General features: G+C 70.5%; 13 protein-coding genes and 1 pseudogene. 3 read left to right on the top strand and 11 right to left on the bottom strand.

The features are described 5' to 3' along the window. Window positions 1-5 precede the first annotated feature (5 nt). The 7 genes and pseudogenes from J2S43_RS11295 to J2S43_RS11265 form a co-directional block, all read right to left on the bottom strand. Entirely contained in the window at window positions 6-1,664 is a 1,659-nt protein-coding gene (locus J2S43_RS11295; protein WP_306828842.1) for an alpha-keto acid decarboxylase family protein, read from the bottom strand. A gap of 10 nt (window positions 1,665-1,674) precedes the next feature. After that, on the bottom strand, window positions 1,675-2,502 hold the full coding sequence (locus tag J2S43_RS11290) for an MBL fold metallo-hydrolase (RefSeq protein ID WP_306828840.1): 828 nt from the start codon (window positions 2,500-2,502) through the stop codon (window positions 1,675-1,677). Between the two features lie 5 nt (window positions 2,503-2,507). Next, window positions 2,508-3,557: a sugar phosphate isomerase/epimerase family protein gene (locus tag J2S43_RS11285; protein ID WP_306828839.1), complete on the bottom strand. Its 1,050-nt coding sequence runs from the start codon at window positions 3,555-3,557 to the stop codon at window positions 2,508-2,510. A gap of 39 nt (window positions 3,558-3,596) precedes the next feature. Beyond that, window positions 3,597-4,652 (bottom strand): myo-inosose-2 dehydratase, encoded by a 1,056-nt coding sequence (gene iolE, locus J2S43_RS11280; protein WP_306828838.1) that lies wholly within the window; start codon window positions 4,650-4,652, stop codon window positions 3,597-3,599. A 365-nt stretch (window positions 4,653-5,017) separates the two neighbouring features. Further along, entirely contained in the window at window positions 5,018-5,710 is a 693-nt protein-coding gene (locus J2S43_RS11275; RefSeq protein WP_306828837.1) for a hypothetical protein, read from the bottom strand. Window positions 5,711-5,749: 39 nt separating this feature from the next. Beyond that, window positions 5,750-6,688: pseudogene (locus J2S43_RS11270) on the bottom strand (glycoside hydrolase family 5 protein); the annotation flags it as partial. Window positions 6,689-7,039: 351 nt separating this feature from the next. Next, on the bottom strand, window positions 7,040-8,077 hold the full coding sequence (locus J2S43_RS11265; protein ID WP_306828836.1) for an alcohol dehydrogenase catalytic domain-containing protein: 1,038 nt from the start codon (window positions 8,075-8,077) through the stop codon (window positions 7,040-7,042). A 133-nt stretch (window positions 8,078-8,210) separates the two neighbouring features. Between J2S43_RS11265 and J2S43_RS11260 the strand changes: the two genes are divergently transcribed. After that, on the top strand, window positions 8,211-9,077 hold the full coding sequence (locus J2S43_RS11260) for a helix-turn-helix transcriptional regulator (protein ID WP_306828835.1): 867 nt from the start codon (window positions 8,211-8,213) through the stop codon (window positions 9,075-9,077). Here J2S43_RS11260 and J2S43_RS11255 read toward each other — a convergent pair. Together J2S43_RS11255 and J2S43_RS11250 are read right to left on the bottom strand one after the other, a co-directional pair. Continuing rightward, window positions 9,059-9,940, bottom strand: coding sequence for a MerR family transcriptional regulator (locus tag J2S43_RS11255; RefSeq protein ID WP_306828834.1), 882 nt, complete (start codon window positions 9,938-9,940; stop codon window positions 9,059-9,061). The genes J2S43_RS11260 and J2S43_RS11255 overlap by 19 nt on opposite strands. A 64-nt stretch (window positions 9,941-10,004) precedes the next feature. Then, window positions 10,005-11,348 carry a cytochrome P450 gene (locus J2S43_RS11250; RefSeq protein WP_306828833.1) on the bottom strand — a complete coding sequence of 448 codons (1,344 nt, stop codon included), beginning with the start codon at window positions 11,346-11,348 and terminating at the stop codon, window positions 10,005-10,007. A 129-nt stretch (window positions 11,349-11,477) separates the two neighbouring features. Here J2S43_RS11250 and J2S43_RS11245 point away from each other — a divergent pair, with 129 nt between their 5' ends. Then, on the top strand, window positions 11,478-12,371 hold the full coding sequence (locus tag J2S43_RS11245; protein ID WP_306828831.1) for an AraC family transcriptional regulator: 894 nt from the start codon (window positions 11,478-11,480) through the stop codon (window positions 12,369-12,371). A gap of 91 nt (window positions 12,372-12,462) precedes the next feature. Further along, the gene (locus tag J2S43_RS11240) at window positions 12,463-13,275 is read left to right on the top strand and encodes a class I SAM-dependent methyltransferase (protein WP_306828830.1); all 813 of its coding nucleotides are present in this window, start codon (window positions 12,463-12,465) and stop codon (window positions 13,273-13,275) included. Window positions 13,276-13,410: 135 nt separating this feature from the next. On the opposite strand, the gene J2S43_RS11235 is transcribed toward J2S43_RS11240, so the two are convergent. Then, window positions 13,411-14,187: an endonuclease/exonuclease/phosphatase family protein gene (locus J2S43_RS11235; protein WP_306828828.1), complete on the bottom strand. Its 777-nt coding sequence runs from the start codon at window positions 14,185-14,187 to the stop codon at window positions 13,411-13,413. After that, on the bottom strand, window positions 14,184-15,215 hold the full coding sequence (locus tag J2S43_RS11230) for a hypothetical protein (RefSeq protein WP_306828827.1): 1,032 nt from the start codon (window positions 15,213-15,215) through the stop codon (window positions 14,184-14,186). The genes J2S43_RS11235 and J2S43_RS11230 overlap by 4 nt, the downstream gene beginning before the upstream one ends. Window positions 15,216-15,245: the final 30 nt, after the last annotated feature.

Here is a 15,245-nt window from a genome sequence, read left to right as displayed (position 1 = left end):
CCTCGCTAGTTCGTCTTCCATGTGGCGTTATCGGGAATCGACTTGCCGTCCACGACGACCTCGACGATGGACGGGCTGCCCGTGTTGGCCAGCGCGCCCGTGATCGCCTCCTTCAGTTCCACGTAGGTGGCCGCCCGCCAGCCCCGGCAGCCGAAGACGTCGGCCAACTTGCTGTAGTTCCACGGGTGCAGGACGCAGGACTTGAGGAACGGCGTGCCGGTGGCGAAGACCGACGCGTCGGCGAGCCACTGCTCCACGCCGTAGACGCCGTTGTTGAGCACGAAGATGATCGGGTCCAGGCCGAAGCGGGTCTGCACCGACAGGCACTGGGCGGTCATCTGGAACCCGCCGTCGCCGGAGAGGACCAGTACCCGCTGCCGGTCGTTCTTCGCCAGGCAGAGACCGGTCGCGGCCGCGGCGCTGTAGCCGATCGCGGAGTACGACGACTGCGCGACGAAACCGCCGGCCGTGGGCACGGTGAGCAGCAGGCTGCCGAAGTAGTTCAGGCTCGCGTCGCTGCCGATGATGGTGTTCTCGTCCACGTACTGGGCGATGGTGTCGTAGAAGCCCTGATAGGTGAGCACGTCACCGTGCGGCTCGGTGAGCGTCGCCGGGCTCGCGGACGACCTCGGCCGGGCCGGTGCGGTGCGGGTGACCGGGTCGGCCAGCAGACCGTCGATCAGGTGTTCCAGCGCGACCTGCGGGCTGAAGAACGTGCCGTCCTTGACCGTGTCCAGCGAGACGAACGCGGTCCGGCCGAAGTCGACGTCCCAGCCCAGCGTGTTGATGTCGGTCAGCCAGACGCCCAGGGCCAGCACCAGGTCGGCGTCGCGGATCAGGTCCTGGACCGCGGGCGAGGACGCTCGGCCGTCGAACACGCCGGCGAACAGCGTGTCGTCCTCGGAGAGCACGGCCTTGCTCAGCAGTTCGGTCACGTACGGGATCTTCAGCTGGTGCAGCAGGCTCAGCGTCTTGTCGTGCAGGCCGAACCGGTCGACCTCCACGCCCACCCAGACCACCGGGTTCGCGGCCGCGCTCAGCCGCTCGCGCAGGTGCGTGACCGACTCCGCCAGGTTCGACGGGTCGGACATGGCGCGCCCGGGCGTCAGCGTGCCGGCCGGTCGCGGGCAGCTCAGGTCGATCATGTCCTGCAGCAGCTCGATGTAGACCGGCCGCCGGTCCGTGATGCACGCGGCCAGCGCGTAGTCGATCAGCATCGGCGCGAGGTCCGGGTTGTCGACGCGTACCGCCGCTGCCGTGAGGTGTTCGAAGGACTGCAGGTCCGTTTCCCGGCCGGTGATGAAATGGTGCGAGCTGACGCCGGTCTGCTCGAACGTGAGCGTCTTCTTGATGCTCGGCGTGCCGTTGATCAGCACTACCGGCACCTTCTCCACATAGGCGCCCGCGATCGCGTTCACCGTGCACAACGCGCCGGCCGAGTAGGTGACGCAGAGCGCGCCGATCCCCTTCAGGCGGGCGTACCCGTCGGCCGCGTAGCCCGCGTTGAGCTCGTTCACCTCCTCGATGACCTCGATGTCGCTCGGCTCGACGTATCCGTTCACCCAGCCGATCGAGTAGTCACCGGCGATGGAGAACAGATGGCCCAGGCCCAGCTGCCGGAGCCGGTCGACCAGGTACCGCCCTACCGTGTATTCCGGTTGCATGATCGCCGCCCTAGTAGTCCCGTGAGTCGCCGAACAACCGCGGCAGATAGATGTCGAAGATCCCCGGGCATCTGCGCTCGGGGTAGCGCCGCAGCAGGAAGTCCTTGAAGGCGTCGCCGGTCAGCCCGTCCGCGATCGCCTGCCGGGCCGCGGCCAGGTACTCGACGTTCCGGGCGACCTCGATCTTGTCGGCCGGCAGTCCGTGCCCCGGCATGAACAGGTCGTAGTCGGAGGTCAGCAGCTCCTCCAGGACCGTGCTCCAGTGCGCCATGTCCCTGGTCAGGTAGAGGTGCGTGCCGCTGTAGAGCAGGTCCTGGGCGAAGCACACGCCCAGCTCCGGGAGTGAGACCGTGAGGTGGAAGTCCACCTCCGTCTCGGTCACCCTGCCGAGGTGGTAGGTGACGCCGTCGACGACGGTCGCGCCCGGCTCGGCGATCTCCTTGGGCACCACGATGTGCTCCGGTGCCAGGTCGCCCAGTTTCCAGTGGTCGCTCAGCGAGTCCTCGCCGTGCTCCTGGATGAAGCTCGCGGTCTCGGACAACGCATGCACGGGCACGTCGTCGAAGGCGGCGCCGAGCCCGAACCAGTGGTCCGGGTGCCGGTGCGACAGATACAGCCGGTCGATCGGCTTTCCGAGGCTGTCCGCGTACTCCCGGAACGCCTTCGCGTACGGGACCAGGAACTGGCCGTCGATGAGTACCAGAGTGTTCCGGCTCTCCACGATGTGCGTCGCGTTCGCGATGTTGTTGCCGGTGAACGACGAGACGAACGTGTGGATGCGGACGTCGCCGGCCGTCCGGGCGACCATTCTCAGCGGTGGCGATACCTGAGTCGGCATGTGGGTCAGCCCCGAACGCCGGCCATCAGGGACGGGACGGAACGGGACAGCGCGGAAGCGGCGATCCGCTCGCGCAACTCCTCCAGCCCCGCGGCCGCCACGTCGTAGGCGCTGGCCCGGCCCGGCTCCGGGGCGTCCTCGCCCGGCCGCCAGAACCGCCGGCGCGTCATCCGCATCGAGCTGTCGAACGGCGGGATCGCGTTGAACACCTCGACCAGGTACGGCCCGCGGTAGACCGGTTCGAGCTCGTTCAGCATCAGCTCCCACGGGATCCAGCTGTCGCGCACCGCGCCCCGGTCCGGTGCGGAGATGTGCACGTACAGCAGCCGGTTCTGCCGTGTCGCTCGGGCCACGTTGTCCCGGAAGACCGCCGGGCCCCGGCTCTCCATCACCACCTGCGCGGTGTCGAGCGTGACGCCGGCGCCGAAGATCTCGCCGTCGTCGAGGAAGTCCAGCGCCTCCGAGACCATGTTCGGCGGCGGCGACTCCCAGCTCTTGATCGGCTCCAGCGCGAGCTGTACGCCCTGGCCGCCGGCGTACTCGGCCAGCTCCCGGAACAGCGCGTGCGCGTCCCGGTAGCGCGGGCGCATCCAGTCCTGCAGCGCGTCGCTCCAGATCGGCTCGCCGGCGTCGGTGGACGGGAACACGCCGTACGGGTAGAGGAACGGCCCTGACATGATCGAGTCGCCGTCGCCCAGGATCCGGGTGATGTCGACCCGCGACTTGAGGTAGGCCAGCGCCTGTGCGCGCTGCTGCTCGTACGGTGAGGTCGGGTCGAACGTCCGGGTCGTACCCACGTTGGTGGTGAACCTGGTGTCACCCAGCCCGGCCGCGCCGAACGCCTTCTTCAACCGCGCGTAGGCCTCGGTCTCCTGCCGGTGGCCGGCGGCCGGGGTCCCGGGGGCGATGTGCACGTCGAAACCGTCGTAGCCCATGTCGGTCAGGGCCTTGAGATGGTCGACCAGCGTCCGGGTGTAAGCGGTGTCGTCCGGCCGCAGATCGGCCGTGAACATGAAGAAACTGAAGTAGATCTTTCGGCTGAATGTGTCACTCATCGAGGTCGCTCGCTGTTCTACGTGTGTGCGATAAACCGGCTACCACCCCAGGACGTCGGTCAGATAGGCGCGCGCCTTCTTCGCGTACTCCAGGGGATTGGCCTTGTTCGGATCCTGTTCTGCCTCCACGACCAGCCAGCCGCGGTAGTCCGCGTCGGCGAGCGCCTCGAGGATGGGCCGGAAGTCGATCGCGCCGTCACCCGGCACCGTGAACACGCCGGCCTCGACCGCGTCCTGGAACGACAGGCCCTCCTCGCGGACCCGGCTCACCACCTCGGGCCGGATGCTCTTCATGTGCACGTGGCCGATCCGGTCCGCGTAGGCACGGGCCATGTCCAGCGGGTCGTCGCCGGCGAACGCGATGTGCGCGGTGTCCAGCAGCAGCGACACCAGGTCCGGGTCGGTCGAGGCCATCAGCCGGTCGACGTCCGCGCGGGTCATCACACCGGTGCCCATGTGGTGGTGGTAGCTGAGCCGCATCCCGGCCGAGTGAGCGATCTTGCCCAGCTCCTCGAGGCCGGACGCCAGCGCGTCCCACTGGGTGTCCGTGAAGACCGGGCGGTTGGCGAACACATCGACCGGCAGCAGGTGCGACGACCCGCCGAACTCGGCCACCACCAGCTCGTTCCCGCCCAGCGCCTTGATCCGCGACAGCGTCTCCTCGAAGCTGTCGATCGTCTTCTGCCGCATCTTCGCGATCGTGAAGTAGGTGCTCGTCCACGGCTCGGAGACCTCAAGTCCCCGCAGGTCCAGCGCGGCCTTGAGCTCCACGAGGTCCGTGGGGTACTTATGGCCGGTGCTGCAGCCCTGGAACCCGGCCAGTGCCATCTCACTCACGGCCTGCCCGAACGGGATTCCCGCGTCGATCGCGGGAAAGTCGTCGTTCCACCAGAGGGTGCAGCAGACGCCCAGCTTGACCTTGTCCGGGCCCAGGCGGCCGGCCAGTGTCGTCATGTCGTTGCCTTTCAGGTAGCGGTCCGCCGATGGGACGGCACGGCCCACCCCGGAGACCCGCACGGTCCACTTCGGCCGGACGAGACCCACTACTGCGGCGGCGAGGTCGTGGACGCCCCGGCCCCACCGGACACGATCCACGGACCAGGACGGCAAGGGCCTCGGGCCGGGCTGCCGGCAGTACTGCCGCCCGCGGGCTCGGCCCGCCGCCATCCTCCCAGTTCAGGAGGCAGATTTTCCTCGCTTTGCCCACACCCGGCGGGACGGCCACCGCGCCGTGGAAGCCGCCGCACCCGCGGGAGATCAAGCACCGTCAGCGGAAGCCGGCGGCGACGAAGCGCCGCTGCCTGGCGAAGAAGTCCTCGAGCCGGCGTCCATCCGCGTACCGTGGTGAGGTCGGTCCAGGCCGCTTCGATATGAGCATCGTAAAGCCAATAACGGATGCGCCGGCTGGCTGCTGTGGCTGGCCTGGATCCTGGTGAACAGCGCCCGGCTGTGGACGCCGCTCAGCGCTCGGTGAGATCGCGGTAGGCGTCGAGCACCGCCGTCATCCGCTCGGTCAGCTCCGCCGCACCGGACGGTGCGGCGACCGGCCCCGGATCGGCCTCGGCGAGGAACTCGGAGTTGCGCAGCGCCGACCGGTAGCGGTCGGCCACCGCCTGCTGCTCGGCGAAGTCGCGCACCCCGGAGGCCAGGGCCTCGATCTGCTCCATGTAGGAGTCGGCGACCCCGGTCAGCTCCGCCACCCTGGCCTGGCTCGCCATCATGCGGTCAGCGGGTCCGGCACCCGGCGGCAGGGCGGTGAGGTCATCGAGGACGCTCTGGACGTGAGCGCGCTCGGCCAGCACGGCGGACAGTTCCCAGAGCGTGCCCGAAAGCGCCGGGCTGGGATCGTCCAGACCGACATGCTGGTGCAGCATCGGCGCATGATCGAGGATGAGCACCGTCGCCTCGAGGAATCGGTGCAGGGTCGCGCAGCCGTCCGCATCGGGCACCAGATGGAACAGGACGTCCCGCCGCCGCTCCCAGAACCGGGACGCGGGCGGGGCGAACGGGTTCGGCAGCGCAGCGTGTGACTCGTCGTGCAGGCGCAGCACCACGATCGAGCCGAGCCGCACGAGATCACACGGCACGTTCACGGCGGGCGCGCGCCGGCTGATCAGCGTGAAGTACGCCGCCTCCGCCACATAGACTGTCATCCTCCCCGAGAATACCGGCCCGGATCCCCGGCGAAGGATTCAGAAGTCATCCGGGGTACGGATCTGGTCACGGATCCAGACACCGGCCTCCTTCAGGCGGGCCGTGCCGGAGAACGCGCCGGCCGCGCAGGTGCCCTCCGTGAAGACGGCGCCGGAGCGCATGTCGTCGGAGTAGTTCCAGTTGGTCCAGCTGATCTTGTGTTCGGCCAGCAGGTCCAGGTACTGCTGGGCGCGGCCGAAGTCGTTCGGGCCGTCGCCGGTGTACTCCTGGGTGCCGAACTCGGTGACGAACAGCGGCAGCCGCGCGGCCGCGTCCCGCAACGTGGTGAGGTAGTAGTCGTCGTGCGAGGCCGCGTAGAAGTGGAACGTGTACATGACGTTGGCGTGGGTGACCGGGTCGGCGAGGATCCGGCTGAGGCCCTGCCCGTCGCCGGACGCGCCGAGCGAGGACCAGTCCTCCGTGCCGACCAGCACGACGCCGTCCGGGTCCTGCGCGCGGATCACCGGGATGACCTGGTCGGCGTAGGACTTGATGGTGTTCCAGTGCACGCCGTTCGGCTCGTTCGCGATCTCGTAGATGACGTTGCCCTTGTCCCGGTGCCGCGCCGCGATCTGCTCGAAGAACGTCTTCGCGCGGTCCACGTTGTACATCGGGTCGCCGGGCGTGAGCATGTGCCAGTCGACGATGGCGTAGAGGCCGCGCGCGGTCGCCTTCTCGATGAAGTCGTTGACCCTGGCCGTGAAGCCGGCCGGGTCGGTCTCGTAGCCGTCCTCCTGGACGTACATGGAGATGCGCAGGACGTCGGCGTTCCACTCGTTCGCGAGCACGTCCAGCGAGGCGTCGTTGACGCACTGCGCGTACCACTGGATGCCGTGCGTGCTCATCCCGCGCAGCTGGATCGGCTTGCCGTGGCTGTTGCACAGCTGCTGCCCGCAGACGCTGAGCTGCCCGTTCTGCGCGACCGGTGTGGCCGCGGGAGCGACGTCCGCGGAGGCGTCGCCGATGCTGAAGGTCATGCCGGCAGCAACGACCGCTGCGGCGGCGAGTGTCGCGAGAAGGCCCGTTCGGTGCATGGACGCCCTCCAAGGGATCGACGTCCACCCATCATTAAGGTCTGTTTACCGAAGTGTCAACGCCCGCATCTGTCAGTGGTTGACCACGTTGCGTGGGCTTGCACCCGTTCTTCCAGGTACGTGCCATGGTCGCGAAGCGTCGCCACGGGTCTCGCGGTGAACCCGGGCGTCAGCTCGGCCGAGGCGGCGTGGACGGTCCGGGCGGTGCCCCGGGCCGTCCACGCCCGCCGTCGGGGTCGGGCCGTAACCGGACGGTCAGGGCCGGATCAGCACCTTCAGGCTCTTGCGGTCCGCCATCCGCCGGTAGCCGTCCGGCACGCCGTCGAGGCCGGTCGTCACGTCGAAGACCCGGCCCGGGTCGATCGTGCCGGCGAGGATGTCCGGCAGCAGCTCGCCGGCGTACGCCCGGGTCGGCGCGGCACCGCCGGTCAGCCGGACGTTGCCCGTGAACAGGCTGCCCATCCCGATCGGCGCCTCCTCGTACTGCGGCACGCCGACCCGGCTGATCGTCCCGCCCCGGCGCACCACGCCCAGCGCCTGCTCATACGCGGCCCGGCTGCCGACCGCCTCGATGACCACCCGGGTGCCGAGCCCGCCGGTCAGCTCGCGCAGCGCCTCGATCCCCTCCGCGCCGCGGGCCGCCACCACGTCGGTCGCCCCGAACTCCCGGCCGAGGTCGGTACGCGCGGTGTGCCGGCCCATCAGGATGATCCGCTGCGCGCCGAGGCGCCGCGCGGCCAGGACCGCCAGCAGCCCGACCGCGCCGTCGCCGATGACGGTCACGTCCGTGCCGGGCGCGACGCCGCCGCTGACCGCGGCGTGGTGGCCGGTGCCGAGCACGTCGGAGAGCGTGAGCAGCGACGGCAGCAGCGCCGGGTCGGTCGCGGCGGGCAGCTTGACGAGCGTCCCGTCGGCGAACGGCACCCGGATCGCCTCGGCCTGCCCGCCGCCCAGCGGCCCGTAACCCCACATGCCGCCGGCCGGGCAGGCGGTGTAGAGCCCTTCCCGGCAGAACTCACAGCTGCCGCAGCTGTTGAACCACGGGACGACGACCACGTCACCCCGGGCGACGCCGGTGACCTCGGCGCCGACGTCCTCGACCACGCCGATCAGCTCGTGCCCCATCGGCGCGGGGGCACCGCCGGCCGGCATCGACTCGTACGGCCACAGGTCGGTCCCGCAGATGCACGCGGCCGTCACCCGGACCAGCGCGTCGGTCGGCGCGGAGAGAACGGCGTCGGGAACGGTCTCGATCCGGACGTCGCCGGCGCCGTACAACAGTGTTGCTCGCATGGTGTTGCTCCTCGAAGCGAAAAAGGCGGTGACAGCCATGCAACCGCCGGACGCGGCAGAGCGGCAGAGCGGCTTTACCGGGGGTATAAACGCCACCCCCCTCGGCCCGCGGACGCGACCTACGATGGGCCGGGTGAGCACCAACCCAGGCACCCGGGCCGACGTCCGCGACTTCCTGATCACCCGCCGCGCCCGGATCACGCCCGCGCAGGCCGGGCTGCCGGAGACCGGCCGGCGCCGGGTCCCCGGGCTGCGCCGCGAGGAGGTCGCCGTGCTCGCCGGCGTCAGCGCCGAGTGGTACTCGCGGCTGGAGAAGGGCCACATCGACGGCGTGTCCGGTACGGTCCTCGACGCGGTCGCCCGGGCGCTGCGCCTCGACGACGGGGAACGCGCCTACCTGTTCGACCTGGCCCGGGCCGCCCGGGCCGGTGACCGCGACCGTCCGGCGGACCCGCCGCCGCTCCCCGCGAACGTGCAGTGGCTGCTGGACAGCATGACGCTGTCGGCCGCGCTGGTGTGCACCCGGCGGATGGACATCGTGGCGATGAACCCGCTCGGCCGGGTGCTGTTCGCGCCGATCCTGGACAGCGGTCACACGAACCTGGCGCGGCACCTGTTCCTCGACCCCGGTGCGCGCCGGTTCTACGGCGAGTGGGACGGGGCCGCGGACGTCAAGGCCGACCTGCTGCGCGGCGAGGCCGGCCGGAACCCGCACGACCGCCGGATGCAGGCGTTGGTCGCCGAGCTGTCCGCCCGCAGCCCCGAGTTCCGGGCGCGGTGGACCGCGCACAACATCGACGCGCGCCACGAGGGGGCGAAGGTCTTCCACCATCCGGAGGCCGGCCCGCTGAGCCTGGCGTACCGGTCGATGGTCATCCCGGTCTCGGCCGGCCTGAGCCTGCCGTTGTGCGTCTACACCCCGGAGCCCGGCTCCGCGTCCGAGGACACGCTCAAGGTCCTGGCCAGCTGGGCCGCCACCGGCTACGCGGGCGCGCGCTGACAGTCGGCCGCGTCGGCGGCGGCCAGGGCCTCGCCGAGGAGTTGTCCCGCGCGTTCCACGCAGCGGTTCCGGGCCGGAGACCAGTCGTAAGGCATCTTGGTGACCGCTTTGATGGCGCTCATCAACCGAGGCTCCTCCTTCTCGGTCGAGTCGCCGAAGATGTCGAGGGTGTCGAAGAGCCTCTCCTCCTCGGCGTCCAGCCCGGCCGCGGTGGACGCCCGGTTCAGGGCGAGCTGGTACGCGCATCGCTGCATCGCGAGGTCCTCCACGCGCGGGTCCTCGGGATCCACGCCGTCGTCCAGGGCCGCCTCGGCCGCTTCCAGACGGTCGTTCTCCGCCCGCAGCTCGGGGTGGGCGGCGAGGACGATGAACACGCCGGCCTGGATCGCGGCGCCGTGCGGGCCGAAGATGCGTTCCGTGACCAGCAGCCCTTCCAGGTCGGCGGGGCGCAGCGAGCCCGGGGGCAGGTCGCGGAGCCGGTCGGTGACCAGTTCGGAGAGCAGTCCCAGCGGGCTGCCGACGGCCTGGAGGCGCTGGACGGCCGCGCGCTGGCGCTTGATGCCGGCCTCCTGGGCGGCCAGCGTCTCCTCCAGCCGGCCCAGCACCTCCCCGATGTCCGGGGTGTCCTCGAACGCGGCACGCATGTCGTCGAGGCTGATGCCGGCCTCCGCCATCCTGCGCACCCACAGCAGCCGGATCATGTCGTCGTAGCCGTAGCGGCGGCGGCCGTCCACGCCCCGATCCGGCTCCGGCAGCAGCCCGATCTGATGGTAGTGGCGGATGGCGCGCGGCGTGGTCCCCGCGAAGATCGCGGCGTCACCGATCTTGACCTGCCGGGGCGGCATGACGGCGGAGTACGTCACAGGCGGAGCCTTTCGTGCGAAGGTCTCTCGAGGAGACCACATGCCGCTACGGAAGGTGCAACCTCTACCGGTGCCCGTCCACCCGCACCCGGAACGACAGCGCCGGCCCCGGCGTCGGGGTGACCTTGGTGGCCAGCTCGTAGTCCGGCGACTCCAGCCGCATTTCCAGGCGGTGGAACATGCGGGCCATGGTGACCAGCATCTGCACGTCCGCGAGCGTCTTGCCGAGGCAGACGTGCTGGCCGCGGCCGTACGGCGAGTACGCCCCGGCCTGCAGGTGCTCGGCGCGCGGCTTGTCGTAGCGGTCGATGTCGAACCGGTCCGGGTCGGGGTAGAACTCCTCGAGGAAGTGCGGCACGGTGGTGCCGATGTAGAGCGTCTCGCCCTCCGCGATCCGGTGCCCCTGGAACGTGAAGTCCCGGGTGGCGGTGCGCATCTGCACGACCGCGGTCGGGTAGAGCCGCATCGTCTCCATCAGCGCGCCGCGGATCGCCGGGATGCCCCTCAGGTCACGCTCGGTCAGCGTCGGCTTCGCGAACAGCTCGTCGGCCTCCGCCCGTACCCGCTGGTGCACGTCGGGGTGTTTCAACACCGCGTAGACGAACGCGGCGATCGTGTTCGCCACCGTGTCCAGACCGGCCACGTAGGGCCCGGTCACGCTGATCATCAGGTCGGAGTCCGGCATCGCACGCGGGTTCTCCCGGTTGGCGCGCAGCAGGTCGTCGAGCAGGATCGCGGGCCTGGCATCCGCGCCGGGCCGGGACCGATCCGCGATCATCAGGCGGCTCAGCTCCGCGACGCGGGCCTTGGCGCGGCGGTACCGCGGGTCGCGCAGCAACAGACGCGGCCGCTGCCGGGTGACCAGCACGTTCAGGATGTACATGGTGACGCGCCGGACGTCGTCCACGTACTCCGGGCGGGACACGCCGGTCATCAGCTCGCCGAGCTGATCGGTGACCAGCGCCTGCATCGAACGCAGCACCGGCACCGCGGTCCCCGGCCGCCAGGTCCGGTCGATGTTACGGTCGGTGATCGCAACGACCTCGTCGAGCCGGTCCGCGATCGCCTCCCGCGAATAGCCGCGGCGCATGATGTCACGCAGCTCCTTGTGCGCCGCACCGTCCTCACCGGACAGCGTGCGGGTCGCACCGTACTCGTCGACGAGCCCGTGCCAGAACTCGCGCGAGCGCAGGCAGTCCCGCCCCTCCTTCGTGCCCATGAACTCGGCCGCCTCCGGCCCGGCGAGCACCGCATGCTCCCGCCCGAGGATCCGCACCCGATAGACCGGCCCGTGCTCCCGATAGCAGTCCACGAAGAACCGCGCCGGATCCTTGCTCATCCGCGCCAGATTGCCCACCACGGGCAGCCCACGCACCACCGGAGTCCGCACCACACTGTCCGCAGTCACGATCCCGAAGCGTATCGACACCTATGATCGTCTTCGACCCCACACGCAGAACCCGGAACAAAACCCAAAAGCCTTCACCCGGGGGTACGGACGACAGCCGCACCGGACGTGGTCGCTAACCTGAGGTGAATGGACGTGATCAACGACATCGTCGGCACCATGCGGGCGTCCGGGGCGGCCGGCGGGCGGGTGCTTCGCGGGTCGGGGACGTGGGGGCTGCGGTTTCCGGCGATCGACGGGGCCGGGTTCCATGTGATCCGGCAGGGCAGCGGCTGGCTGGTCACCCCGCACCGCGAACCGGTGCCGGTGCGGGCCGGTGACATCGTCTTCTCACCCTACGGCGCGGAGCACGGCGTCTGCGACACCCTGCGGCCGGTCGGCACGCTGCCGCCTCCCGGAACCGAGGAGCCCGGCCGGGACGCGCCGACCGAATTCGAGCTCATCTGCGGCGGCTACCTGCTCAACCGGGGGCGCGTCCACCCCTACCTGCGGACCCTGCCCGAGACCGTCGTCATGACTCCGGACCTGGAACGGCATCCCGAGCTGGGCGCCCTCGTCGACCTGGTCGCGGCGGACGTCCACGCCGGCCAGCGCGCGGCCGCGGTGGTCATGCCGGCGCTGGTCGACCTGTTGCTCGTGCACGGCCTGAGCTGGGTACGTGAGCAACGCGCCCACCACGACGCGCCGGACGTCCCCGACGCGGCGATCGCGGCGGTGCTGCGGGCGGTGCACGCCGAACTGCACACCCCCTGGACGGTCGGCCGGCTCAGTGCGGTCGCGGGCATGCCACGGGCCGCGTTCTCGCAGCGGTTCGGCCAGATCGTCGGTGAGCCGCCGATGACGTATGTGATCAACCGGCGGCTCAGCCACGCGGCGATGCTGCTGCGCACGACCCGGGAGCCGCTGGCGGCCGTGGCCCGGCAGATCGGCTACGTGAGCGAGTTCGCGTTCGCCTCCGCGTTCCGGCGGCGGTTCGGGATCGCGCCGGGCCGCTACCGGCAGCACGCCGCGGCGGACGCATGAACGCGTATGTTCCCGTACAGATCCGGTATGTGCCCGGTGCCTGCGCGCCGGAAGGGTGGTGAGGCGAGACACCACCGCGAGAGGACCGGCCATGACATCGCCACTGCCCGACTACGACACCATCGCCCGCGACTGGGACACCCGCGAGGACGTCACCCGCCCGGTCGCCGGCGCCATCGTGGACCTGATTCCCGTACCCGCGGATGGTGCCCTTGTTCTTGATCTGGGCTGCGGGACCGGCGAGCCCGGCCTGACCGTCGCGGCGCGGTATCCGGGGGTGCGGCTGCTCGGCGTCGACCGCTCGGCGCCGATGGTGGAGATCGCCCGTGCGAAGGCCCGGCGGCTCGGTCTCGACGGCGCCACGTTCGAGGTCCGCCTGATGAGCGACGTCGGCCTGGAGCCCGCGTCCGTGGACGTTGTCGTCTCCCGGATGTCCCTGCTGATGCAGGACTTCCAGGACGTCGGGTCGTCGGTCACGGAATGCGCGCGGGTGCTGCGGCCCGGCGGCACGTTCTCGTTCGCGGTGTTCGACCGCGCCGAGCTGAACCCGCTGATCGCCGCGTTCTACCTGACGCTGCGCGACTTCCCCGGCGCGGACGCGCTGCCGAACCCGTTCGCGCTCGACGATCTCGCGGCGCCCGGCTACCGCGGCGGCCTGCTGCGCCGGGCCGGCTTCGCCAGCGTCGAGGAGGCGCCGTTCACCTGGGACTGGCGGGTCGCCGGCGACGAGGCCCTGATCGAGGTGCTGCGCACGAGCCCGTTCGGCCCGTTCCTCGGCACGCTCACCGACGCCGACCGGGCCACGGCCGGCCTTCGGGTGGTCGAGCGCGCCGCCGCCTACCGCGAGCCGGACGGCGGCTACCGTTTCCCGACGACCTGCCGCCTCTTCTGGGGCAGCCGCTGAAAGCGAAAGCGCTTTTCCCGCTTCCGGCGTGGGCACTTTCCGCATGCTCCCGCGGGCACCGGTCGGCCGCGGGCGGCCTCCCTGCAAGTCCCGGCCGCATCACCAGAAAACCTAGTTTGCTGGACAAACGATGAATCAGCCGAGTTCGGCGGCGACGCCGTAGTGGTCGGAGAGGAAGGCGGAGCGGCCGTCCGGGAGGGTGACGGGGTCCTGGAGGGTCAGGTCGGCGTGGCCGCGGAGGCCGCGGACCAGGACGTGGTCGAACGCGGGCGGGGACGGCCACCGCGCCGTGGGCCGGTAGGTCGGCCGGGGGTCGCCGGCCAGGACGTCGTGCAGGCCGGTGCCGGCGAGGAAGTCGCGCAGTGCCGGCTTGCCGCGCGGGATGTTGAGGTCGCCGGTGACGACGAGCGGCCCGGTGGTCCCGTGCAGCCAGCCGGCGAGGTGGTCCAGCTCGGCACGCTGCGCGACGGTGTAGCGGTTGGAGTCCGCGTGGTCGCCGTCCCGGTTGGCGGACAGGTGGGTGTTGACGACGAGCACACCGCCGATCCTGGCCGCCTGGAATCCCTTACGCATCAGCCATTCCGGGCGCGCCGGGCCGGTCCGCGGGTACGGGACGAAGCGGTACTCGGTGATCGGAAGGCGGGACAGCAGCACCAGGCCGCCCTTGAGCAGCAGCCCGCCGTCGTGCCGGTGATGCGGGAAGTGCCGGGTCAGCAGGGCCGCGTGCCGGCGGTACATGACCTCCTGGACGCAGACGACGTCGTGCCCGGCGCGTTCCAGGATCGCGCCGAGCGCGGCGAGCCGGGCGCTGACGTCGCCCTTGAACAGGGCGTTGAAGGTCAGCAGCCGGAGCGTGCTCATCCGGCCGGCCCGGTCGTCCGTACCATCGCCGCTGGTGTCGCCTGTGCTCACGCGCTGTTCCCCGAGTCAGCCGATCGAGATCGGGTCCGACTGTAGCGGCCGCCGCGGGCGAGGAGCGCGATCGGCCAGATGATCAGGATGAGCGGGAGGATCAGCAGGTACTCGACCAGTGGGATGCGGGTGATCTCGTGCAGGTCGCCGAGGCCGCGCCAGGAGTAGACCGCGATCGCCGCGACGCCGTAGACCGCGAGGATCGCCCAGCGGGCCCGTGCGCCGAGGCCGAGCCCGTGCATCTGGGTGATGACGAAGATGGCGAGGAAGCCGAACAGGAACATCGGCCACGCGCCGCCGGGGCCGGAGTTCATCACCGCGACCAGCGTGCCGTGCGCCGCGACCAGCAGCTCCAGGCTCACCGTCCACCAGCGGTTCGTGTGCGCGGTGGTGAAGATCAGGCTGCTCTGGAGCAGTAGCAGGAACACGTAGAAGAAGCCGATCAGGTGGCCGCTGGTGACCTCCATCGGGTGGTACCAGAACGTGTAGATGACCGCCCAGCTGAACAGGTATCCGTGGTAGCGCCGGGCGAAGTCGGCCACGGTGGCCGGGATCGGCGCGCGCCGGCCGGCGACCAGACCACGCCGGCGGTTCTCCATCAACAACACCACGACCAGCAGCAGCACGACCGAGCCCTGCGAACTGAAGATGGACACGTCCTGCGCGAGCCCGTCGTAGAACACGTGCGTCTGGACCAGGTGCAGCGCGACGAAGCCGAGGTTCGCCCCCAGCGCGATCACATTGATCGGTTGCAGGCCGCGGCCGTAGCGGCGCACCCGGGTCTGCGCCCACCAGATCAGCCCCCAGGACACGATCTGGTGCGCCGCGTAACCGAGCCAGGCGGACAGCCTGGTCCACGCGGTCGGCTCGGGCAGCTGCCAGTAGTACCAGCTCGCGCCCGTGTCCGGCAGGAACGCGACCGGGCGCAGCCCCTGGCCGAGCAGCCAGACGAGCCCGGTCAGCAGGGCCACGGCGGGGACGCCGATCAGCAGGGCGCGCTCACTTCGTACCGCCGAGTCGTTGACCACGGAAGGGAGTATGCCGGATATTCAGTAAGC

Source organism: Catenuloplanes nepalensis (genome assembly GCF_030811575.1).
Lineage (GTDB): Bacteria > Actinomycetota > Actinomycetes > Mycobacteriales > Micromonosporaceae > Catenuloplanes > Catenuloplanes nepalensis.
This window is presented reverse-complemented; position numbering and strand designations above follow the sequence as displayed.